This is a genomic window from Pseudoalteromonas distincta, assembly GCF_000814675.1.
GTDB lineage: Bacteria > Pseudomonadota > Gammaproteobacteria > Enterobacterales > Alteromonadaceae > Pseudoalteromonas > Pseudoalteromonas distincta.
Map to the genome: position 1 here is coordinate 250350 of NZ_JWIG01000029.1, position 23741 is coordinate 274090.

General features: G+C 34.7%; 21 protein-coding genes. 5 read left to right on the plus strand and 16 right to left on the minus strand.

Annotation, left to right across the window (positions count from 1 at the left end; translation table 11 throughout):
* Positions 1 to 111: 111 nt before the first annotated feature.
* The 12 genes from QT16_RS18615 to galU all read right to left on the minus strand — a co-directional run bounded on the left by QT16_RS18615 (position 112) and on the right by galU (position 13033).
* Positions 112 to 498 carry a hypothetical protein gene (locus QT16_RS18615; protein ID WP_039490007.1) on the minus strand — a complete coding sequence of 129 codons (387 nt, stop codon included), beginning with the start codon at positions 496 to 498 and terminating at the stop codon, positions 112 to 114.
* 42 nt (positions 499 to 540) lie between these two features.
* On the minus strand, positions 541 to 1458 hold the full coding sequence (locus QT16_RS18620) for an O-antigen ligase family protein (protein WP_238719457.1): 918 nt from the start codon (positions 1456 to 1458) through the stop codon (positions 541 to 543).
* 247 nt (positions 1459 to 1705) lie between these two features.
* On the minus strand, positions 1706 to 2743 hold the full coding sequence (locus QT16_RS18625) for a glycosyltransferase (protein WP_039490010.1): 1038 nt from the start codon (positions 2741 to 2743) through the stop codon (positions 1706 to 1708).
* 42 nt (positions 2744 to 2785) lie between these two features.
* Entirely contained in the window at positions 2786 to 3724 is a 939-nt protein-coding gene (locus QT16_RS18630) for a glycosyltransferase family 2 protein (RefSeq protein WP_152609352.1), read from the minus strand.
* A gap of 1 nt (position 3725) precedes the next feature.
* Entirely contained in the window at positions 3726 to 4835 is a 1110-nt protein-coding gene (locus QT16_RS18635; protein WP_039490015.1) for a glycosyltransferase family 4 protein, read from the minus strand.
* On the minus strand, positions 4836 to 5975 hold the full coding sequence (locus QT16_RS18640; protein WP_161792781.1) for a glycosyltransferase family 4 protein: 1140 nt from the start codon (positions 5973 to 5975) through the stop codon (positions 4836 to 4838).
* Positions 5976 to 5990: 15 nt separating this feature from the next.
* On the minus strand, positions 5991 to 6953 hold the full coding sequence (locus QT16_RS18645; protein WP_039490018.1) for an acyltransferase family protein: 963 nt from the start codon (positions 6951 to 6953) through the stop codon (positions 5991 to 5993).
* Positions 6950 to 8605: an AMP-binding protein gene (locus QT16_RS18650; RefSeq protein WP_039490021.1), complete on the minus strand. Its 1656-nt coding sequence runs from the start codon at positions 8603 to 8605 to the stop codon at positions 6950 to 6952. Before QT16_RS18650 ends, QT16_RS18645 begins: the two co-directional genes overlap by 4 nt.
* A gap of 81 nt (positions 8606 to 8686) precedes the next feature.
* Positions 8687 to 10132 carry an oligosaccharide flippase family protein gene (locus QT16_RS18655; protein ID WP_039490023.1) on the minus strand — a complete coding sequence of 482 codons (1446 nt, stop codon included), beginning with the start codon at positions 10130 to 10132 and terminating at the stop codon, positions 8687 to 8689.
* Positions 10129 to 11022: a sulfotransferase family protein gene (locus QT16_RS18660; RefSeq protein ID WP_039490025.1), complete on the minus strand. Its 894-nt coding sequence runs from the start codon at positions 11020 to 11022 to the stop codon at positions 10129 to 10131. The genes QT16_RS18655 and QT16_RS18660 overlap by 4 nt, the downstream gene beginning before the upstream one ends.
* A gap of 2 nt (positions 11023 to 11024) precedes the next feature.
* Positions 11025 to 12029 (minus strand): NAD-dependent epimerase, encoded by a 1005-nt coding sequence (locus tag QT16_RS18665; RefSeq protein WP_039490027.1) that lies wholly within the window; start codon positions 12027 to 12029, stop codon positions 11025 to 11027.
* 113 nt (positions 12030 to 12142) lie between these two features.
* Positions 12143 to 13033: a UTP--glucose-1-phosphate uridylyltransferase GalU gene (gene galU, locus QT16_RS18670; RefSeq protein ID WP_039490029.1), complete on the minus strand. Its 891-nt coding sequence runs from the start codon at positions 13031 to 13033 to the stop codon at positions 12143 to 12145.
* Between the two features lie 293 nt (positions 13034 to 13326).
* On the opposite strand from galU, the gene QT16_RS18675 reads away from it, so the two are divergent.
* From QT16_RS18675 to QT16_RS18695, 5 genes are all read left to right on the plus strand, one after another.
* A complete protein-coding gene (locus QT16_RS18675; RefSeq protein ID WP_039490031.1) occupies positions 13327 to 14025 on the plus strand; it encodes a transglutaminase-like cysteine peptidase in 699 nt (232 codons plus the stop codon).
* Positions 14009 to 16018, plus strand: a complete 2010-nt coding sequence (locus QT16_RS18680; protein WP_039490033.1) for a bifunctional diguanylate cyclase/phosphodiesterase — start codon at positions 14009 to 14011, stop codon at positions 16016 to 16018. The genes QT16_RS18675 and QT16_RS18680 overlap by 17 nt, the downstream gene beginning before the upstream one ends.
* Positions 16019 to 16041: 23 nt before the next feature.
* Positions 16042 to 16593, plus strand: coding sequence for a hypothetical protein (locus QT16_RS18685; protein WP_039490034.1), 552 nt, complete (start codon positions 16042 to 16044; stop codon positions 16591 to 16593).
* Positions 16594 to 16656: 63 nt separating this feature from the next.
* Positions 16657 to 17973 carry an O-antigen ligase family protein gene (locus tag QT16_RS18690; protein ID WP_039490184.1) on the plus strand — a complete coding sequence of 439 codons (1317 nt, stop codon included), beginning with the start codon at positions 16657 to 16659 and terminating at the stop codon, positions 17971 to 17973.
* 794 nt (positions 17974 to 18767) lie between these two features.
* Positions 18768 to 19139, plus strand: coding sequence for a GxxExxY protein (locus tag QT16_RS18695; protein ID WP_039490037.1), 372 nt, complete (start codon positions 18768 to 18770; stop codon positions 19137 to 19139).
* A gap of 589 nt (positions 19140 to 19728) precedes the next feature.
* Here the strand turns inward: QT16_RS18695 and QT16_RS18700 are convergent.
* The 4 genes from QT16_RS18700 to QT16_RS18715 form a co-directional block, all read right to left on the minus strand.
* Positions 19729 to 21588 carry an alkaline phosphatase D family protein gene (locus QT16_RS18700; protein ID WP_039490039.1) on the minus strand — a complete coding sequence of 620 codons (1860 nt, stop codon included), beginning with the start codon at positions 21586 to 21588 and terminating at the stop codon, positions 19729 to 19731.
* A gap of 4 nt (positions 21589 to 21592) precedes the next feature.
* Positions 21593 to 22372, minus strand: coding sequence for a TatD family hydrolase (locus QT16_RS18705; RefSeq protein WP_007585741.1), 780 nt, complete (start codon positions 22370 to 22372; stop codon positions 21593 to 21595).
* Between the two features lie 115 nt (positions 22373 to 22487).
* Positions 22488 to 22814 carry a PilZ domain-containing protein gene (locus QT16_RS18710; protein ID WP_002962367.1) on the minus strand — a complete coding sequence of 109 codons (327 nt, stop codon included), beginning with the start codon at positions 22812 to 22814 and terminating at the stop codon, positions 22488 to 22490.
* Positions 22815 to 22825: 11 nt separating this feature from the next.
* The gene (locus QT16_RS18715) at positions 22826 to 23740 is read right to left on the minus strand and encodes a DNA polymerase III subunit (RefSeq protein ID WP_039490042.1); all 915 of its coding nucleotides are present in this window, start codon (positions 23738 to 23740) and stop codon (positions 22826 to 22828) included.
* Position 23741 lies beyond the last annotated feature (1 nt).

The window sequence follows — 23741 nt, forward strand, 5'->3', positions numbered from 1 at the left end:
TTTAAAAAGCTAAAAATAGTGTAACAGCAAGCAATAAAATTAACTCACTATTAATAAAATAAAAACATATATAAACAAAAATAAATATTTAAGTTTTTGTTTACCCCAATGTTATAAAAATAAACTTTTAACGTAACTCCATATACCTAATGAAAAACCATCAAACAGGTTGATACCTAACGCTGACTTTAATAAATAAATAAATAATAACATTATAAAAAAGCCTAATGTTACTACAGTAGCTTGGGCTATGGCTGAGGCTTTTTTTTCGGTAGCACTTAATTGCCGCCTATTTCGACCGGCTAATAACACAAAGTAATATCTGTACTTAAATAATCTAACAACACCTCTGCAATCTACAGCATGAACTCCCCACTGCCTAGCGCCAATGGCTATTTTTAGGTGAGATAATTGCTCTTCAGTAAAGCTGTTTTGTACACCTTGGGGCATCCTATTTAATAAACTTCTTATTGCCGGGTCTTCAGATAAAGTAGGCATTAGCCACTCCACTTTGTTAAATATTTAATTAAATACAACAAGTTAATCACTCATCTTATTAGCAATAAAAGCTTTAAAAATTGGTAAGTAAAAAATCACCATAGATGGAGCACCACCAGACATAAAAAACAACATAAAAATGGAGTATAAACAAAAAGCAAAAAATATCGTTTTATCTTTTTTATTTTTCAACCCAGAACCTCGGGTAATATAAACCAAATAAGGTAAAAGTAATAAAAACAAGCCAACTGACCCTTGCTCAATTAAAGTATCTAAAAAAACATTATGTGTATAAAGTGCAAGTCCTTGGTTTATATAATAATCACTCATATACACTTGTAGCATTTTTGGCCCTACACCAAAAATAAAATGCGTGGTAAATATATCCCAGCCATTTGTAACTAAAGATTGCCTGTGCAGATTAGATACCCACAAAGCTTGCTCTTCATCTAGGTAGAGCATTTCGAGATCTGAGTATTCAAAAAAAGTAAAACTATTTAAAAACGATAAGTCATAAAATAATGCTAATAGCAGTACAGTTAAGCTACACAAGGCTGATATTATAAATTTATTTAACGACTTTAAAGTAATAAAAATATAAAAAAAAGTAACCATATGAAATGCTAAAATCCCTTTCCGCTCTAGAGAGAGTAATATCACTGGGTATAGAAATATCAATGGTTTTAAGTAGCTTTTATCGTCAAAGTAATAAGCGCAACTTATAAGTATTACCCCCGTTAATGCAAAGGCGTATTTAGCATCGCCTAAAAGCTTATAGCGTGTTAAGTGCCCATGCATTAAATGATAGACTAGCGTAAAAAAACAAATAACTAATAAAGTTTTTATAAAAATCGCCCTGAACTTTTCAGGGTTTTTAACCGCACTTGTATATACCACAACTAAAGTAAAAAGAATTAGCACCCACTGTACGGTTGCAATAATAGCTTTAGTTAATCCCACTTGAACTAGCGCATTAAAAAAACAATAAGTTACAAAAATACATATATAGTTAAAACCAACCGGGTACTTAATAGTTATTTTGTTTTTTAATAGCAGGAATAAAAAAATAGAAATAGAAAATAAGGCTAAAACATCCGAGAGCCTTATTTTTACACTACTTTTTTCTAACCTAAAATCAGTGAAATACATTGGTATTACCATCGCGCTAATCACTAAAAGCACATATTCGAGGTTTTTAACTTTAATACTAAACATTGTTTAATACACTTTTATAAATTTTGGTGTGCTCAATAGCTGTATTTTTAATTGAAAAGCTCGCTGCCTTTTTTAACGCAGCTACAGACTGCTCATTATAATAATTAGCATCATCAACCAAAACATTTATTTTATCGGCTAATGTGTGTGCATCGCCCACTTCAAATAAACCTTGCTCAACAACTACATTATTTAAACCTTTAACATTAGTGGCAAATGATGGCAACCCGGCTGCCATTGCCTCTACTACTGCAATACCAAACCCTTCCCAGTGGGAAGATTGTATATATATATCTAGTGAGTTTAAAAAAGTGGGTATATCGTTAACTTGGCCTAAAAATTTAACTTTATTGTTTACTCCTATGCTTAAAGCGTAAACTTCATATTCTGACCTTAGTTCGCCATCGCCCGCTAAATTAAGTACAAATCGTTCATCAAGCAAGGTCATTAATTTTATTAAGGTTTTTATATCTTTTTGTGGTGCAAAACGACCAACCATGCCTATATTAATCACTTTAGCGTCAGCACTCAGAGTTTTAGCAGTTTGAGAAAATCGCTCCAAATTAACCCCATTATTTATAACATAAGCTTTTGAGCTGCTTGCTCTAATACTTTCTAAAAATTTTGTTTTAACGCCCTCTGATATACAGATAATTTTTTTAAATTTTTTATAAATAATACTTTCAAGGGTTTTTACAAAAGACAAATCTCGTCGCCTATAATGTGGGTTATGCTCTGTAACCACTGTTGGTGTATTCGTAAAATACGCAATATAGATTGACGGGTATAAATGAGTATGGACTAAATCCGCTGCATTTAAACGCTTTATAACACCTAAAAAACCTAAGTCGTTTTTATGGAATACCTCTACCCCTAAAGCCTTTAACTCATCAACGTATTCGTTTTTTCCACGAGTTAAAATAACTTCAAACTTAAAGTCATCGTTTTGTAGCGTCATTAAATCTACAAGCAAACGCTGAACACCGCCTAGACGCTGAAGATCATTAGTAATGTGCACTATTTTTTTCATTTATTATCCATAATAAGCTTTAATTTTAAATACACAGTTAAATTAAAAAACTCGCCCAATGAAACAGCAAAAATAAGTTAAACTAAATTTTAAACGTTCAACAATAGAATCATTATATTTAAGGAACAAGGGTTTAAACGAATCATTTATTTTTAAGCATTGCCTATAAAATAGATGTCTGTCTGTCCTATCTTTAATTTTAGAACCTTTTAATACTGTTAGTAAAGAGAACCTAGCAACCTCAGCAGTAACAATGTTTTTATGATCGAAAAGCTCAATAGTGTCTTTAACTGAGTTAACTAAGTTGAGTAATAAATGAGAATAAGTAGAAGTGCGTATACTAGTTGTAGAACCCGCTCTTTTTCTGTAGTAAACCAAAACAGAAGATATTTTCACTGTTGTACTTGCCTTAGAAAAAGCCTGTACATTATAAAAAACATCTTCGTAAATCATACCTTCGGGGAAAGTAAGACCATCTAACATGCTTTTTCTGTATAAGCGAGTCCAAACAAAAAAACCACTATGGAACGGGTTTAAATTTGATGACTCTAATTCTACTAATGCCAAAGAAGCACTAGCTGGCATAACAGAAGTAAACTCTTCAAAACTAAATTCAATTATGTCATTTGTTGCCGCTGTTACATAAGATGACAGTGCGTTCCAATAATTGGAGGCAATTGCATCGTCAGAATCTATAAAGCCAATATACTCACCTTTTGCAATGAGCAATGCGGCATTACGGGCAGCAGCTTGGCCTTTATTATTGGGTTGCTTAATTATTGTAGAATTAAATTTTATGCTTGATTTATGCTCTAAAATAAAGCTCTCACAAAGGCTAATTGAATTTTCAGGGCAGCAGTCGTCAACAAAAATAATCTCAACTTGGTCGCTATTAGCGCCTTGCAGTAAGCTTTGCATTAAATCAGGTATAAATTCAGCTACTTTATAAACAGGGCATATAAGAGATAATTTAATTGGCATATTAATTATTTGCACCACTTTTTATTACACCATATTGTTTTGCGTAACTCTCTAACATTACAGGTAAGGAATACTTTTGCTTATATAGCTTGTAAGCAACATCACCATGTGACACTGTTTTAACTTTATTATTAATGTATTTACCCATGGCAATAGCCATTGTAGATGCATCACGAATAGGAATTAAATAACCCGACTCACCCTCTATTATCAGCTCAGAACAACCACCAACATCAGATGCAACCACCGCTTTTTTACATGCCATAGCTTCAATAATACTTCGTGGTAAGCCTTCCCAAAAGCTAGAGAGTATAAATACATCAGCTTGAGTTAGTTTTTCGGCAAAGTTGTCAACCACGCCACAAAAGTTTATTACCCCTACAGGAAAGTGAGCAAACAACTGCTTTACTTTAGCTTCGTACTGGCCATCGCCATATATACTTAAGATAAAGGGTTTGCCTTGGCTTAATAAAGAGTTACATGCATGAGCAAGCGTAGTGTAGTCTTTTTGATCTTCAAAACGGGCTGCGGTAATAAAATTAACGGGCTTGTCGGTTAGCTCCCACGTATCGTTAAATTTACCAAGCATACCGTTTCGTATCACTAACAACTTTTTGTCGGGCACGCCTATTCGTAAATACTCATTTTTATCAAACTCGCACACACCTATAATTTTTGAAGGTAAATACGATAGCAGCTTTTCAAGTCGCTCATATTTTTTAAAGCCTTTATTTTCAGGTGTATTAACAAAAGGCACACCGTGCGGAACATAATAAGATCGCTTAAAAGTAAGCATTGCAGCTATACGCCCAAGCGCACCTATTTTAGCCGTATGCCAAGAACAAACTTGCGGATTTTCTGAAGTAATTAGCCATATTAATTTTAACAATGACCAAATATCGCTAAGTGGGCTTAAATCTCTTTTTAAATTAGTTAAAGCATGCACTTTAAAGCCAGCCGATCGTAATTTAGTTATAGCATCGCCGTTGCCACCTAATACGTATACAACCTCTGCACCTTCGTCTCTAAACTTTTCGCCAATTTGGCAAATATGTTTAAATGAACCAGATACAATAGTATCCGAACGCGTCATCCCTATTAAAACCTTCATCTATGAAGCTCCAAGTAATTTTTTATAAAGCTTTACGTATTCTTTTGCTATTACATCTACTGTAAAGTTAGATGCTATTAATTGCTCAGAAAAAGTTCGTACTTCACCACTATTTTTATAATGTAATGCAATACCATCTTCTGTACTTTTAGCAATTTCAGCCGCACTAAAACCTGTAGCAATGTAACCGTTTTTATCTGTAAATATGGCATCGCTTGCTCCACTCACAGGTGTCGACACCAATACCTTTCCAGCTAATAAAGCCTCAAGTAATGAGTTCGAAAATCCTTCAGCCTCAGAGGCATTTACAAAAATATCAAATTGCTTAATAAAATTTACCGGATCGTCAACCTCACCATAAAATGTTATTTTGTTTTGCAGGTTATTTGCTTCAATATATTTTTTTGCTGCGGGTAATACACTACCACTGCCTATTAAATGAAAATGCACTTGATCATGCTTTTTAGTAAGCAATGCAAATGCTTCCATTAGTACATCTACTTTTTTAATTTGCTCTAACCTACCATGATAAAAAAGATTTATTACAGAATCGTTTTTACTATCAGAAAATGAGCTATCAGCTTTAATCAAGCTTTTATCAATACTGTTTGGTATATTAATAATATTTTTAAAGCCAAACTCTTTACAGTTTTGTGCGATAACATCCGATATTGCGACTACCGTCGGGTTAGTTTTTAATACAAAGTCAGCCATTATTGGCCCAATAACTTTTTTAGCTTTTAATGCTTTGAAATCCATGAACTGGTTAGAGTTACCTACCTTAATTAATATTGGCTTTTTGAATATGCGCGCCAAGCAGCAACCCACAAAAGCACCAAATTTACCTTGATGACAATGTATTACATCAAAGCTTTTACTATTAAACGTACCCCAAATTAATACCCGCATTAACCAATATACCGAAAAGGGTAACCAGCGACCAAGTAAGTCAGGCCCTATTGGCGAATATAAACGCGTTACAGGTACATCGTTCATTACCTCATTTGCATTGCCTTTTAACTTTTGGCGTGATGTTAATATATGTACACTAACTCCCTCAGTTTGAATCCCTTTAGAAACTCGCCCGCATTGTTTTTCAGCACCACCAAATACATCTGGCATATATTGACATGTCAACATTAGTATCTTCATTAATTATCCAACGCTCTCTAAGTTTCTCTTGTAAATCCTACTAAACGAAGTAGCAGATGCCCACAAAATTATGGATGCAAAAATACCGAAAAAGAATAAGGTTAAATATCCATAACTAAAGGGAGATAACTTTTCTAATACTTCAAAGAAAAATCGATGAAATAAGAAAATTATAAAAGTTGCTTGAGCTACTATAGTAAGTATTTTTTTTAAAAACTTACCAATAATAATAGTTTTATAAAAAACTAATAAATACCCTGCGGAACAAAGCCAATAAAAATTAAGGTCATATGGGCCTATTATTAATATGCATGAAAGAGCTAATATTATAAAAGCAAAGACCTTCTTTGAGAGTGACTCACTAACTTTTGCGTAATAAAAAACCCACCCCATTACGAAAACCCATGCGTACAATTGTGGTACCTTATATTTAAGCATATCTAGCTCAAATGTATAAATACCAATTATAGCTGAGGAAATAGTAATCATTAAAAATAATAAGGATAAACCCCACGGTTTGCTCTGAATAAATCCAAATACCAATGGTAAAATAAGATAAAGAACTAAAAGCATCTGTAGCATCACCTGAGGATACCATATTGGAAACTTAGAGATTCTATCATTATCTATGAAATTCCTAATAAATAACAATTCATATATATTGAATTTTGATAAAATAACAAAGAAAAAAACAGTTAAAAGTAAAGAAGGTATAGCTATTTTTTTTGCAAACCCAACCAATGAGATTTTTAAGGATGAAACATCACTTTTACTCATTATAAATTCAGCAAAGTTAAAGCCTGATATTAGTAATAAAACATTAGCTCCTCCAGCTAAAGATAAACCAAAAAAAACATCTTCAACCGAACCATAAGCTTCATAGTACCTATCTATATAGGCATGGTTAAAAACAACAGAAATAATTGCTAAAGCTCTTATAAATAAGTTCACATCCATTGTTTTCATAGCTCTCCTCCTTTAGACTCTAATTCGATTAAATCTTTTATACTTAATGACTCCCAGCGCTCTGGAAGAAAACCTATTATCTCATCTAATTCCATGCTTATTGTTACATATGTCATAGAATCACCGCCTAGTTCTTTAAATGAAGCTGTTTCACTGGTGTTATCTGGGAATTCGCGAAAAAAAAGTTTCTTAACAGTTAAGCTTTTATCTAGAAACCCTAGTGTAGTGAAAAGTTCTTTAAAGTAATCTTTCCAAAAAGACTTAGTAAAAATAAATTTAAATATTCTAAAATAATTTTTATTATTTTTATGTGCTAAAGATTTAATAGCTTTGTAATCCACCTTATTATTAGAAAGGATTGGCATCACTTTTAGTTGCATATTTTGAAAACATGTTTCAGGTATGTTTATTTTTTTTGAAAGTTTACTTATAGCAGCATTTGGGTTTGATACTCCTGTATGTGCTACAATAATTTTAGTATCATCACCGGTACAAATAACATCCTGACCTAGGGTATTAAAATACTCTTCTAAATCGTCCAAGTTGATGCGGATACCAAATAACTTAACGAAACGTGAACTCCTCCCTACTATAGTAAACAACCCTAATTCATTAAATTTCGCTATATCACCAGTATATAGTTCTGAAACAACCTTGCCTTTGGCCAAGTCATCTAAAGATGAGGCATAGCCTTGCATAACATTTGGACCACGATAGACAAGCTCCCCTTCGACATTAGGCTCTCTTATAATATTCTTTTTATCATCAACTAGTAAAATTTCTCCATTGGGAATTGCAACCCCTATAGAATCTGGGTGCTGTTCTACATACTTAGGAGGTAAATAAGATATTCTCGGTGCAGCTTCAGTTTGCCCATACATAACAAAAAATTCTATTTCGTTTTTAATGGATTCTTTACTCCACCTTAGTACATCATCTTTAAACATCTTCCCGCCAGCTTGGGTTATTTGCCTTAAAGAAGGGTACTGGCTCAAATCAAAGGAAGCCTTATCAAGAGTCTGAAATATAAATGGAACGCCTGAGAAACTAGTTATATTATGTTTATTTATAAGCTTACCAAAGCTCGCATCCATAGCAGTGGTATTTGTAAGAACTACTGAAGCTCCAACTGACATATACGAATTCAGTATTGACAACCCAAAAGAGTAATGTAACTTTAAATGCAACAGAGCTCTATCTGAAGGTCTTAGTTCTAAATAATCAGCAATAGCTGCGGCATTACTATCAATATTTGAACCAGTTAATCTAACAAACTTTGGAGTTCCAGTACTGCCAGAAGTAGAAAGTAGCAGTACAGTTTCGGAGTGCAAAGATAACTTGTCACTATGTAGTGTTGTATATTCGCCATTTTCAAATAGATAGTTAGGGTTATAAATATCAATTAAATTATTAACTACTGATTTATTATTACTGTCGTATAGATATATAATATTACCTGCAACTAAATTACTCAAATAAGCAACAATCGTCTCTAAGTCATTACTTGCCTTTATAAATACTAATGATTTAAAAGGAAGTTTCAAAGCACTATTATTATTTATCTTTTTTGCAAGCTCCCTATATGTAATCTCTTCTGACCCGCTTATTATAGCAACATTATCGTTGAATCTATCGAGATTTAAAAAAAACATCTTAAACTCCATTTTATAGCATTAACATTTCAAATTAATTAAATTAACCCACTTAAAAATCTAATCAAGCATTGTAAAAAACTATCTTTTATTCTTTAAATTTTTAATATCACCTATTATCCTCAACACTACTTCAGGAAATACAAGCCTGTAAAATAAAAAATAAAACAACAGTCCTACTGGAGTAATTAAAGCCACTTTAACTAACGCTTGTTCTTCAAATAAAATAAAATAATCTACAAGGTATAACACTACTCCCATAGCAAAAGAAGACACTACCGTTGGTAATAAACTTATTATCATTAATTTAATAGAAAAATAAAATTTACTTCCTAAAACAAACAACATACTCGTAGTTAAAATACTTGCAATAACAACATTAGAAAAAACCACATGAAAAATTGAGTATTGAGCAAAAAAACTAACAACGGAGATTGTAATAATAAATTCTACAACTCTTAACTTAAATGGGATATTTGAATTATGAGTTGCATGACATAGTGGTGCAAAAAAATAATTAAATGATGCACTAAAGCCACTTAAACATAATATAGAAAATATCACTCCACTTTCAGACCATTTATCGCCAAAAACTAAGTACACCATTTCGTCACCAATGATGAAACCACCAATAAATATAGGTAACGAAAATAGTGTAGTTGTAGTAATAAATTTAATAAAACAAGCTTCTAGTTCATTAGTATTGCTTTGTAAATTGGCGAAAGCTGAAAAAGAGACATCAACAATTGGTCTTATTGTAAATTGCACAATAACATCAAGCAATTTACCTGCAATTTTAAAGTAGCCTAACGCAACTACTCCTAGAAAAAAACCTATTATAAGTTCAACAAATCTAAATATCCCCTGCCCAACCAGTGAACTTAATAATATAGGTTGGCCTTGTTTTAATGTATTTAAAATACCACTTACGGATAAACTTAATTCAGGCTTCCAGTTAATTGCCTTCCACACAAGTAATAATGATAAAAAAATTGATAAAATTTTCTGGATTATTAAACTGTAAAAACCATAGCTTGCATAAGCAAGGTAAATAGCTACAGCACCGGAAAATAATGACGAAAGTAATAATCTTATAGCAAGTGCTTTAAATTTAAAATCACGTTTAAGTAACCCTTCTGGTACTGTTGATAATGCTTGCATTACAGGTACGATTGAAAGTATTTGTAATGATATTGCAAGGCCAGGAGCTTCGAATAGCACTTCTAAATAAGTAGATGAAAAAATAAAAAACAGAGCCGAAACTATTCCAATTATTAAAGTGGCGAAGAAAATACTATTCTCTATATTTGAGTTTTTTTTACTACGTACAACTACCTCAACTAATCCGTACCTAACAACTGTGTTTGTTAACTCAACAAAAACGACTGCTAATGCTGCAGTACCAAAATCAACAGGAGATAATATACGTGATAGAATTATGAATATTACTAACCCAGATAATTGAAATGAAGCATTACCTATAAAGCTCCATAAGGAGCCACTAACAATTTTATTTTTTAATGTCATTTGTTTCTTTTATCTGTATATTTTTTGGGGTTAACAAATTTTTTAAACCAGATTTCTTTTAAATACTCTTTAATCAAGTGTAATTTAGTTACTTTAAAACCATCAGTTTCTATTAATTTATAATCAAGTAAATTTAAAGTATCTTTACCGTAGTATTGAAAGTCTGCTATGTTTTGTTTTGTCATTTTACCCATCCATGCGCTTGCTCGGCTAGCATCAGGCGCTTCCCCGACTAAAGCGTGTTGAGATTTAGTAAATTCAGGCAAAAATTCATTCTTGATGTTAGTTAATTCAATTATATTTGGATTATTTAAAAAACTCATAATTCTGGTTATTTCATTTACTTCGTTATGGAGTAAGTCTTCATACTTTACTAAAAGAGTTTTATTAGGAAATAATGCTTGGGTAATAAACCCATATAAAATTTTGTTGTTCCAAACTTTAGATGCGTCTAAATAAGTATTTGAACCCCATTCAAGTGGGACTTGTGATTGCGCCACCGCACGCCCATCACGAATTATATGTATGAAGTAACATTCACTAAAAACATCATTTAGCCACTTAGAATAAACTAAATTATTCGGTGAGTGATCAATCCAGAATACAACATCATTTTTCCCACAATACAAACTAACTAGGTCTTTGTAGAATTCTTCAAACGAACGGTGGTTTTTATCTTTTAAGGATTCGATGTTAAGACCCCAAAATTTAAACCGCTCGTTATTTTCTAGTAAATCACAGTATATTTTTGTACAAAACGGTTGTTCAGCTAAAACTTCATTTTTAAATAAAGACTCAGGAGTAACGACACTTTTTTCAATTTTAGAAAGCAGAGAAGCAAGCATTGTTGTACCGCTTCTATCTGCCCCACCAATAAATATACACTTCATGATTATTTCCCTGAGTTATAACTCCGGTACCAATCAACAAACTGTTGCATACCATATTCAATGTTTGTATTAGGTTTAAAGCCAACTTCTTTTTGTAGGCTATCTATATCTGCGAATGTTGCTGGTACGTCGCCTGCTTGCATTGGCATGTAATTTTTGTCAGCTATTTTACCTGCCGCTTTTTCGATTGATTCAATAAAGGTCATTAATGCTATGGGTTCGTTATTACCAATATTGAATACACGGTATGGTGCTTTACTTGACTCTGGCGAGGTATTGCTATTTGACTGGTCTCTTTTTGGAACTACGTTTTGAATGCGAATAATGCCCTCTACAATGTCGTCTATGTAGGTAAAGTCGCGTTTCATTTTTCCGTTATTAAATACTTTAATTTCTCGGTTATTTAATATTGCATCGGTAAATAAGTAAGGGGCCATATCTGGGCGACCCCAAGGGCCATACACTGTAAAAAAGCGCAGCCCTGTTGTTGGTAGGTCATATAGGTGGCTATAGCTATGCGCCATCAACTCATTTGATTTTTTAGTTGCAGCATACAGCGATACTGGATGATCTACTGCATCGTCAGTCGAAAATGGCATTTTTTCGTTCATGCCATAAACAGAGCTTGATGATGCATATACTAAATGCTGTACTTTATTATGGCGACACCCTTCTAAAATAGTAGCTGTTCCCACTAAATTAGAATCGATATACGCCATTGGGTTTTCTATTGAATAACGCACGCCAGCTTGCGCTGCTAGATGTATTACGCGGTCAAACTTTTCATCCTTAAATAAGTTGGCTATGCCGTCTCTGTCGGCTAAATCCATTTTTACAAAACGAAATTGCGTAAGGTGTTTAATACGCTCAAGTCTTGCATGTTTTAATGCCGGATCGTAATAGTCATTTAGGTTATCTAGACCTACTACTTCGTGGCCATCGTTACATAAGCGTTCAGCCACAAAGTTACCGATAAAACCTGCGGCACCAGTTACAAGATATTTCATTTGTAAGAATCCTTTAAATTTGCTTTATTAATTTAATTTCAGGCACTGCTATTTTGGCGTTTAAATATTGCCGTTAAATACAAATTAAATTTGGTTGCAATTATACAAGTAAATTACGAAACTAGTTTTTTAACTGCTTTAGTAAACTCTTCACCCATATGGCTTGATTGCATTGCATATTCTACATTTGCAAGCATATAGCCTAATTTAGAACCACAATCGTGCGATTGGCCTTTTAAGTGGTATGCTTCGAGTGTTTCTAGATGACGTAATTGCAGTAATGCATCAGTAAGTTGTATTTCCCCACCGGCACCAGGAGGTGTGTACTCTAATAAATCCCAAATAGCAGTTGATACAACATAACGGCCTGTAATAGCTAAGTTGCTTGGCGCTTCATCGGTATTTGGCTTTTCTACCATATTTTTAATTATTGCATTTTCGCCCGCTTTAATTTTTATGCCCGCTAGGTCAACCACACCATATTGATGTACCTGTTCTTTTGGCACTGGCTCTACCATTACTTGGTTGTGGCCTGTTTGGTCGAAGCGGTCTATCATTTGGCTTAAATTATCGATTTTTGGATTTGATTTGTATTTGTCAATAATTACGTCAGGTAACATTACTGCGAATGGGTTGTTGCCTACTATTGGGCGCGCCGCTAAAACAGCATGGCCTAGACCAAGTGGAGCAGATTGACGAACCGAAATTACAGTTACGTCTTTTGGTACTATTGAGCGCACTTCTTCTAGCAGGCTTCGCTTTACGCGTGCTTCTAATGTAGCTTCTAGCTCAAAGCTAGTATCAAAATGGTTTTCGATCGAATTTTTTGAGGCGTGAGTTACAAGTATTATTTCTTTAATACCTGCTTGTACGGCTTCGTTAACTACGTATTGAATAAGTGGTTTGTCTACTAGAGGTAGCATTTCTTTTGGAATAGCTTTTGTGGCCGGCAACATACGAGTGCCAAGACCGGCAACAGGGAGAACTGCTTTTAAAACTTTCACTTTAATTCCTTTCATTATGATTTTGTAAACACATCAAGAAGAAACCAAAGTTAACTTCCATATAACGTGCTTCACATACCTTGTGTTAGCATTATTATACACACCATAATGTTTGACTCAATAAATAAAGCATACTTTTAGATTGTTTTTCTGTTAACTTTATGTTGCACCAAACTGGTTAGGATGAGTTACATTGGAGCATCTCATTCTTTTTGATGACCTACCTTTTTTAAAGTAATAATACTATACTGGTTAATGTCGTTTATTAGGGATTACCAACTTAAGGAACATTTGTGCGCTTAGAGCTTTGCATTTTATTTATTGTCTCGTTTTTTGTATGCGCGCAAGATATGCTTTTGTATTTGCGTAATAGCGATATTATTACCCGTGCACAGCAACAGTATGGCAACGAAGGTCATAAACGAATTAAAGATTGGCTTAACTTTATTGATGACTCTGCTGATGAAAGCGAATGGAAAAAAATTCACCTTGTTAACGATTTTTTTAATAAAAACATTAAATACAAAAGCGATGAAGATCTTTGGCAGCAAAAAGATTACTGGGCTACCCCACTAGAGAGTTTAGGTGTTGGTATGGGCGATTGCGAAGACTACGTTATTGCAAAATACTTTACGTTAATAGCGTTAGGTGTTCCTGAGGATAAAATTCGTTTAATGTATGTCCGACAGCGCACAGTAAACCAACCCCACATGGTACTTATATATATAGAAGATCCAAACAGAATCCCCTTTGTTTTAGGTAACTTTAATACTAAACTGCTGCCCGCTAATAAACGCCCCGATTTAACGCCTATTTACAGTTTTAATGGTCAAGGGCTTTGGTTAGCAAAATCGAAAGGGTTAGGCAATAAGGTAAAAAATAGCCGTGGTGTGTCGGCTTGGAATACTATGCTAGAGCGAATTGAACAAGGTGAGCTTGCTCCCATTAAAAGTAACATTAAAGGAACTACCAGTTATGTCTCGACTTTTTAAAAATGGATTGAGCCTTAAAACCCAAGTTTACGGTTTAATAATCGTTATTTCGGTTGTTTCATTTGTAGTTCGGGTAGTTACAGATGTTGAAACCACCCGCGATTATTTACAAACCCAAATGGGAAGCCATGCTCAAGACACTGCTACCAGTTTAGGGCTTTCTATTTCGCCTTATTTAGATCCAGAAAACCTAGTAATAGCAGAAACAATGGCTACCGCTATCTTTGATTCTGGTTACTACAAAAAAATTAAATTTACAAATTCACAAAGCCAAGTTGTATTTGTTCTGGAAAATCCTAAGCGTGTTGAATCTGTGCCTAATTGGTTTATTGCTTTAAGTAGTTTAAAAGCCCCCTCTATGCAGTCGGAACTAAATAATGGTTGGGTTATGGCGGGTATACTTGAGGTTACAAGCCATACTGGACAGTCTTATGTTACTTTGTGGGAGCATACAAAACGCAGTTTTTATGGTTCTTTTTTAATACTAATTGCATCGCTTGCAGTTGCCTTTTTAATATTACGTGAAGTATTTAAGCCTTTAAAAGCAGTTGAGCATCAAGCTCACCTTGTTACTCGTAAACGCTTTACATTAAACGAAGAAATACCTATTGCACGAGAGCTGCGCACTGTAACTAAAGCTATAAACAATCTGGTTATTAACTTACAAAGTACTTTTGATTCTTTGACTAAACAAACACAAGCCTTAACTGAAGAAGTTTATATTGATTCTTTAACTGGGTTAGGTAATCGAAAGTTATTTGAAAATCACTTTAGCTCGGTTGTAGACACAATAACCACTGATGCTCCACTTACCGCAATGATGATTACTCTACCTTCACTTACAAATATAAACCAAAGTGTTAGCTATCAAGATGGTGACGCCCACGTAAAAGATGTAAGTGTTATTCTTACTAAAATTATTGGCAACCTTACTAACTCTAAAATATTTAGGTTAAACGGTAGTACTTTTATTGCGCTGATTCCTTACGATACGCAGTTTTTAAACAGAACCCGTTTAGAAATTACAGATGCTTTTAGTAAACAAAAAAATAGCTTACACGTTAATGGGTTTGCTAATTTTGCAATATTGGAAGTTAATAAAGGCTCCTCTATTGGTAGTGTTTTATCTGCTTTAGATACAGGTAGTACTATTGGCGATACAATAGACACTAACAAAATAGATAAAGATACGCTATTTAGTGTTAAACAATGGCGTACACTTATTCAATCGATTATTGACTCTGGTGAGGTTAGCTTTTCGGTGCAGCCAGTTAAACGGGCTAACTCTCAAAACAAGCAGTGTTACTTTGAGGCCTTTGCCCACTTTACCCATGAAGGTGAAAAGGTAAATAATGGCCATTTATTTGCTATGGCCGAAAAACTTAATTTAACTGAAGAATTAGACAAAAAAATAATTCGTAACTTTGTAAATATAAAAGAACAATACCCTGATGACGTATTTGCCTTAAACGTAAGTAAGGCATCTTTATATTCAGCTGATTTTATACAATGGTTAACGCTTTATGCGCACACGAAACCCGTTATTAAAACTAACCTCATTTTTGAATTACATGAAATTAGTTTACTTTATAATGTACATATAGCTTCAAAGCACATTGATGCAATTAAAGATATTGGTATTAACGTGTGTATAGAGCACTTTGGAACAAGTTTAACGTCGTTTAGGTATTTACAAGGCCTTGATATTGAATATGTAAAAATTGATGGGAGCTACATTCAAGACTTGTTAGATAATTCTCAAAGCCAGTTTTTTATTCAAACCGTTAATAATATTTGTCATGGTTTTGGTATTAAAGTGTTGGCATGCTTAATTGAAAAGCCCGAAACATTAAAAATGCTTGAAAATTTAGGCTGTGATGGTGTACAAGGTAATTTAATTATGGAGCCTTCTAAAGTACTTACAGGCAAGAACCGTGATAACGTTAATAAAGAGTTTACTTTTTGCGCAGACACGCTAAAATTCTGTAATTAGATACTCACCTAAAGGGACACAAGATGAAATCAATTTTTTTAAAGAGTTTATTAATAGGTGCAATGGCTTTTACCGTTTCACCTGTTTACTCACAAGCAGATTCTGATGTTGTAGTACAATCTGACAGCCTTACTAATTTACTTAATATTTTAAATAATGCCCCGGATGATATTTCGTCTGAGGAACTACAAAGAGAGTTAGTTGCTGCTATTGAGCAATTTTGCCAAGATATGGGTCCTATTGACCTCGATTCGCCTATTGCAAACGGTTCGTGTAGCGCTGAACAACTTGATATATTAATTAACGCAGTTGTTGCTTCTTTAGGTGCCGATAATGCGTTAATTTCTGACTTTTTAGCAGCCTTAGTAACTGCTGGTTCTGATAGTGATGCGGTAACTATTGCTGCAATTACTGCTGGTATAGATGCCACAGTTGCATCTGAAGCTACTGCTGCGGGTCCTACTGATGATACCCCAACTGCAGCTCCTCCTGTTGTTGTTTTACCAACAACTACTGTACCTCAAGGTACTGGTGGTACTGGTGGTGATGCTGGTATATCAGAAGTTGGTAACTAAGCACTCTTCTCAAATATAATACAAACGCAGCCTTTGGCTGCGTTTTTACTTTATGAGTTTAAATTGAACCGTTTTATATTTATTTTGCTATGTGCAATACTTTTTTTGCTGCCTATTCCTTTAGGTAGCTATCGCCCTTGGGCTATTTTGGCAATATGTTTGTTGATTGGTGTTACTTTTTTAATTCATTTAATTAATAGCGCTATAAACAATAAGCAGCCCCTCTACCCTCCTTTATACTCCTGGCCTTTATTTGTTGCTCTTGGTGTTGTTGTTTTAATTTGCTTTATACAAATATTTAGCGTTAGCCTTGACCCTTTTCAGACCAAACAAATGCTTATTAAAACAAGCTTTATGATTTTATTTTGTTGGCTATTATTTATTTATTGTAATACTGAAAAGCGTATTAAAAATTTAATATATGCAATTATAAGTGCCGGTGTGTTTCAGGCTTTATATGCCACTTATTTAAATTTGTCGCCTGATATTATTAGCCCACTATTTGGTTATAAGCATACCGACCGTGCTATTGGTACGTTTACTTACTCTAATTTTTTGGCTAACTTTTTAGCTTTATGCTTATGTATGGGTATTGGTGTTTTAGTTAGCGAATTAAAGCGCTCTACTAGCGATTACAAGCAAACATTAAAACAAACGCTTCGGGCGTGGACTGAAATACTTTTAAGCTCAAAAATAATTTTACGTATTTCGTTAATTATTATTATTGTTGCGTTAATTTTAACCCGTAGCCGTATGGGTAACTCTGCATTTTTTATTGCATTAATGGTTGTTAGCTTACTCGCGTTTTTTATTTACAGGCAAAAACCTAAAGCGTTTAAACTACTTATCGTTAGTTTTTTTATAATCGATTTAATTATTATCGGCGCTATATTTGATGTAGAAAAAGTTAAACAGCGTATAAGCGAAACCAGTATTTCATCAGAAACCCGTGACGAAGTTGTACGTGATTCAATACCCCTCATTTTAGATAAGCCTTTGTTGGGCTCTGGTGGTGGCACATTTTATACTGCGTTTCCGGCGTATCAGTCTGAGCCTTATTCAGGTTACTACGATAACGCCCATAACGATTACGTACAGTTTGCAGTAGAGCTGGGTATACCCACTACAGCCGCACTGGGCTCACTTATACTTTATTGTTTATGGTTATGTATAGCGACTATGCGAAAGCGTAAAACAGCGTTGTTTCAGGGCGTTGCTTTTGGCTGCGCTATTGCAATTATAGATATGCTGCTGCATTCATTGGTAGATTACTCTTTACAAGCAGGTGCAAACTCAATGTTGTTTATGACTATTTTATGTTTGGCAATATTGAGTAGTAAGTTACCTGCGTCTAAACGAAGCCGAAAAGAGCATGGTTAAATACAAAGCCAAGTAATTAGCTAATATAGACTGATTAGAAGCTGCGCTTCTCACGCGAGCAAGCTCAGCGTCTACCGCCAAGGTTAAATTTACGGTTAACTTGTTAGCGTGACAAGCAAAGCCTTTAATAAGTAATTTATGCACTAAGAGGTTAAGAGGCGCTACGCTTTTAGAGAAGTAAATAAACACCAAACGCAGTTTTTATTAGTATTTTGTCTTCTCATTTACTCCTCTTTCGCTTCTCTTTGTGAAAATAGATCTTTAGCTGGTTTTTAAATAAATTGAATAATTTTAAGCATTGCTTTGTAACAGCAGCGCCTGTAATTAGTGATTTTTCACTAAGAGGTTAAGAGGCGCTACGCTTTTAGAGGAAGTAATAAAACCGAAACTATACCCTGATTGGTCTTGTCTTTTCTCATTTACTCCTCTTTCGTTTCTCTTTGTGCAAATAGATCTTTAGCTGGTTTTTACTGTAACAGCAGCGCATGTAATTAGTGACTTTTTCACTAAGAGGTTAAGAGGCGCTGCTCTTTTAGAGGAAGTAATAAAGCAGAAACTATACTCTGATTGGCATTTTGTTTTCTCATTTACTCCTCTTTTATTTCTCTTTGTGCAAATAGTTCTTTAATCGATTTTATTAGTAAATAGCTCAACAAACGAGTGACAACTTAATAAATTGCTTTATATAGCCTACAAGTATTCAATTTTGTTATTTATTTGTACTACACTTAAGTCTCATTTTAGAACTCTTTCTTAGTTGATTAAATGCTTGTAAATTAAGCAAAAGGATACCTATGGATACTGATACATTAACAAAAACAGTAATAGGTTGCGCTATAGAAGTACACAGGAATTTAGGCCCAGGGTTATTAGAATCGAGTTACGAGACTTGCTTAATATATGAATTAAGTAAAATTGGCTTATCTGCTAAAAACCAAGTTGAGCTGCCGATATATTATAAAGATCAATATATAAATACAGGTTACCGGTTAGATATTTTATTGCCTAATAAATTAATAATTGAACTAAAGGTGGTTGATAAGCTTCTTCCAATTCACTCTGCACAATTAATAACTTATATGAAACTTGCAGAAATAAGTACTGGTTTACTAATAAACTTCAATGTTCTAAAGCTAGTCGATGGCATAAAGCGCTTTAATTCATAAAAATTATTTACTTAGGTTTTAAGTCGTTATCCAAAGGGCTATAAGTAACTGTACATTAAATTTTTAAGCGATTTATTCACAAAGAGGTTATGAGGCGCTGCGCTTTTAGAGAAGAAAATAAAACCGAAAACATATCCTGAATAGCATTATGTTTTCTCATTTACTCATCTTTCGCTTCTCTTTGTGCAAATAGATCTTTAGCTGGTTTTTACTGTAACAGCAGCGCATGTAATTAGTGACTTTTTCACTAAGAGGGTATGAGGCGCTGCGCTTTTAGAGGAAGTAATAAAGCAGAAACTATACCCTGATTGGTATTGTGTTTTCTCATTTACTCCTCTTTTGTTTCTCTTTGTGAAAATAGATCTTTAATTGATTTATTGGTGAATAGACTAAATAATTTAAGCGTGGCTTTCGTAACAACCGTACCCGTTATAAGTGATTTTTTCACAAAGAGGTTAAGAGGCGCTACGCTTTTAGAGGCAGTAATAAAGCAGAAACTATATTCTGATTGGTATTGTGTCTTCTCATTTACTCCTCTTTCGCTTCTCTTTGTGCAAATAGTTCTTTAATTTTAATTATTGATTAAAAATTACTGCTCTTCTAAATCGAACTCAGTTAAATGGCCATCGCCGTGTATTAACTGGTAGCGGGCTAAATTTCCTTGCTCTAGTGTTATTAAACTAATAGCTGAGTCGCTTACTAAGTATTTTTGCCCTTCTCCTATGGTTTGGTGTTTATCTACTTCCATGTGCCAGCGTTTGGTAAAAAAGTTTAATGGGCTTTTTGGGCCGTATAGAATTGAATCTAGTTTATCGAGTATGTTTATTAATTTACGCGGGAACTCGTTTTTAATACCGCTGGCGGTAAGCTGCCAAATTCGATTGTGGTGATCGCCAAAACGCTTTTGCACCGAAAAGCAAAATGAGTAATGTACATCACCCGATAAAATAAGCGTTTCGTTTGGGGTGTCGGTTCGTCTAAAAGTATCGAGTAGCTTTTTGGCTGAGCCTTCGTGCGCCATCCAGTTTTCTACGTCAACCATGAGCGGTTGGCCACATATGTTAAACATAGCTTGAATGGCTTCTATTGATTTAACACCAAATACGGGGGCTGGCGATACAATAATAACCTGATCGTGGCTTAATAGGCTTTCTTCAAGCTCTGTTAAACGCTCCCAATCAAGTAGACCTGAAGGCTCGTTAAAGTTTTGCTCATTTCGCCAACGATGCGTACGTGTATCTAGCACTACTACTTTTGGGGTTGTAGTTAACTCATAATGCCAAAAACTAAAATCGTTTAGTGGTTTATCAAATGCTTTAAACTGCCATAAATTATTAGCAGTACGGCTTTGCTTAAAAGGTGTTAGTAACTCGCCTGTTTTATTTAGTGCATCGTTCCCCATTCCCTGAAAAAGCCAATAACTAATTAAGCCGTTATTAATGATTCGTTTACTACTTGGGTTTTCATTTATAGCTTGCTCCCACCCAGCGGTGAGGTTCCAATCATCGGTTACATCATGGTCGTCAAACATCATTAGCGTAGATACATTGGCAAACAATCGCTCTACTTCACTTAATCCTTTTGCATAATCAATCAGTGCTGTTTTTTCAGCGTCAAAAATAGTTTTGTTTTGCTTGTTTTGACCTGAATACGTTGTGTTTTTTATATCAACGCATTGCCAAGCAGCAGCACTAAAATTTAATAAATACAGTGCTATATATTCTTCAAAGTTGATAAGGTGATTGTAGGCTTTTACGCTTGAAAAGTGAGGTTCGTCTTTTTTTAGCCAGTAACCAACACCTAACTTTGAGCGTTTTTGCCAAGGCGTTTTTGGTAAAAACAAATGGCGATCATAAAGTTGCTCATTTATATCGCTCGGTAGCTCAATGGCAAGTGGTTGCTCTTTATAAATACCTAAGGCTTTAATTAACTGATGAATAGCTAATAACATGGGGCCTGCTACGTCATCGGCGTAAACCTGGTCACCGCTCAGTAATAATAACTGTGCGCCTTGATTATTATTACCGCGCTGAGTATTTTGCCAGTGACTTGCAGATACTAAGCTGTCTTTTGCTGGGTGATGTGCATTACGGCACGAGCCATGCAAAATATCACTCAGTTTATTAGGAATTACAAATGCAGGCGTTGTTTGATTGCTATAGCACCAAGGCGATAAATCGATTGCTGTGTCGTCAATTACAAGCTCATAGCTTAATAAGCTATCGACAGGGAGTTTATTGTCAATAGGCTTTATAATAACGAAATGCAGGTATAAATGTTCGCCTAAAGAAACAGTATGTTGATCGCTATAACACTCAACATTTAATAAGTTTATTTGGCAGTTTGCAGGCTTGGAGGTAGCAAACTGAATGCAGACTCCAGCTTGCTCTGCACGGCGCACCATTGGCCCCATTAGTAAAATAGGAAGGTTTGCCGTGTGAGTAATCATGTATTTAGCCTTTAGCTGCTAATTTAAATAAAGAATAAAAGTTCTCGGTAGTCGCTTTAGCAAGCTCATTAAAGCTAATGCCTTTAAGTTCGCTAATGTAATAAGCAACATCTTCTACGTACGCTGGCTGGTTTGTTTGCCCACGGTACGGCACCGGTGCTAAATAAGGCGAGTCGGTTTCTATTAGTAATCTATCAAGTGGAATTTGTTTTACTACTTCTTTGAGCTCAATAGCATTTTTAAAGGTAACAATGCCCGAAATAGATATATAAAAGCCCATGTCTATGGCTTTTTTAGCCATATCCCAATCTTCAGTAAAGCAATGTAGTACACCACCGCAGTTTTCGGCCTTGTGCTCACGCATTAAATTAATGGTATCGGCGCGGGCATCACGAGTATGAATAATTAACGGTTTTTGTAATTCGTTAGCTACTTCAATATGCCCAACAAAGCTTGCTTGTTGCACTGCGTGAGTATCTTTTGAATAGTAGTAATCAAGGCCCGTTTCGCCAATAGCAACGACTTTTTCGTGTGAGGCTAAGTCGATTAGTTGCTGTTTATTAAGGGCGTCTTTTTGATCAAGTGGATGTACACCACATGAGGCTGAAACATCGTCGTAGTGCTTAATTTTATCAAGCATGCTTGGAAACTGATCAAGCGTTACGCTTACACATAAAAAGTGCTCTATTTGCTTTGCACGCGCTTTATCAAGAACTTGGTCAAGGTTTAAGTCTAGTTTATCAAAATCAAGACGGTCTAAATGGCAATGAGAATCTACAATCACTATAAGGCCTGTATTATGTTCAGGGTTTAAATTTGTTCTTTTAATTTATTATGTTAGCAATTAAAAGAACTCAATATAGGGCGGCGTTAATCTCAATGAAAAACCGACCCTATAACTACATGGTATATGTTTGATCGCCTGAGTTTAACATAGTCCCAAGTAGCTTTTCGATTTTAGCGTTTAGGTTTGTTTTATCGTCTAAAAAGCTAATACCAATACCTGGAGGATTAGAGCTTTGTGCACCTTGTGGCGTGATCCACGACACTTTACCTGTCACTACGTCATCTTCTAAGGCATCGGGCAAAGTAACTCTAAGCGCTAATGAATGCCCTGCTTCGTAACGCATATTAGTGCGTACAAATAAGCCACCTTTTTTTAAGTAAGGCATATAACAACGGTATAACTCGTCTAAATCGTCTATGTCTACTAGTAGTTCTTGCATGATTAATCCTTTTAAGAATTTCGCAATGTGTATGCTAATCGTGATACAGCAAGCGATAAATTAAGGCCAAGTACTTGTGTGTTATTTTGTAAAAACTCGCCTAATGCATTTTGCGCACTTTGATAAGCGTCAAAACTCATGCCTTGCAGTAATTGCTGCTTTAGTTGCACGCTTAAAAACAAAGTAAATATACGAACAAGTTCAGGCTGTTTATTTATTATATCGACTAACGCTTTGAAATTATGGCTTTGTTTAAACTCAGTTGCAAACTTATAAAGTGTATCAATATTTTTCAGCTGATCTTGCTGTTGCCAATGCTTTACTTGCAGCGGTTGGTTATAAAAAAGTGCTAACCAACTATAGTTAGGAATACCTAATGTCTCTAGCCATTGCTGAGCAAGTGATGTATTAGTTATTTTTACGTCACTTTTAGCGCATCGACTTAAAATAGTTGCAGGGAGCTGCTGTGGTTGGCTTGTGGTTAATATTAAAAAGCGGCTATTAGTTGGCTCTTCAAGTGTTTTTAATAATGCGTTAGCTGCTGCTGTGGTCATTTTTTCGCAATTTTCGATTATCGCGACTTTATTGCCATTTTGCGCTGCTGAGTGATTCATAAAATCACTAATACCACGAATATCATCTACACCAATACTTTGCCCATCGACTTGCGTTAAGCGCTTGTCAGGATGAGTGCCAGCCAGGGTAAGTAAACAGCTTTTACACTGTCCGCAAGGTTTTAGCATACTGTTTTGCGCAGCTACTTGCTTAGCTATATTTTGGCATAACAAAGCATTCCCAAGCTCATCACTTAACTCAAACTTACCTACGCCAACAGGCCCACAAAATAATTGCGCATGATGAAAACGCTCTGCGCGATAACTTTTCGCTAAACGTGCTTGAGTATCATGTAGCCAAGGCAATGGCATA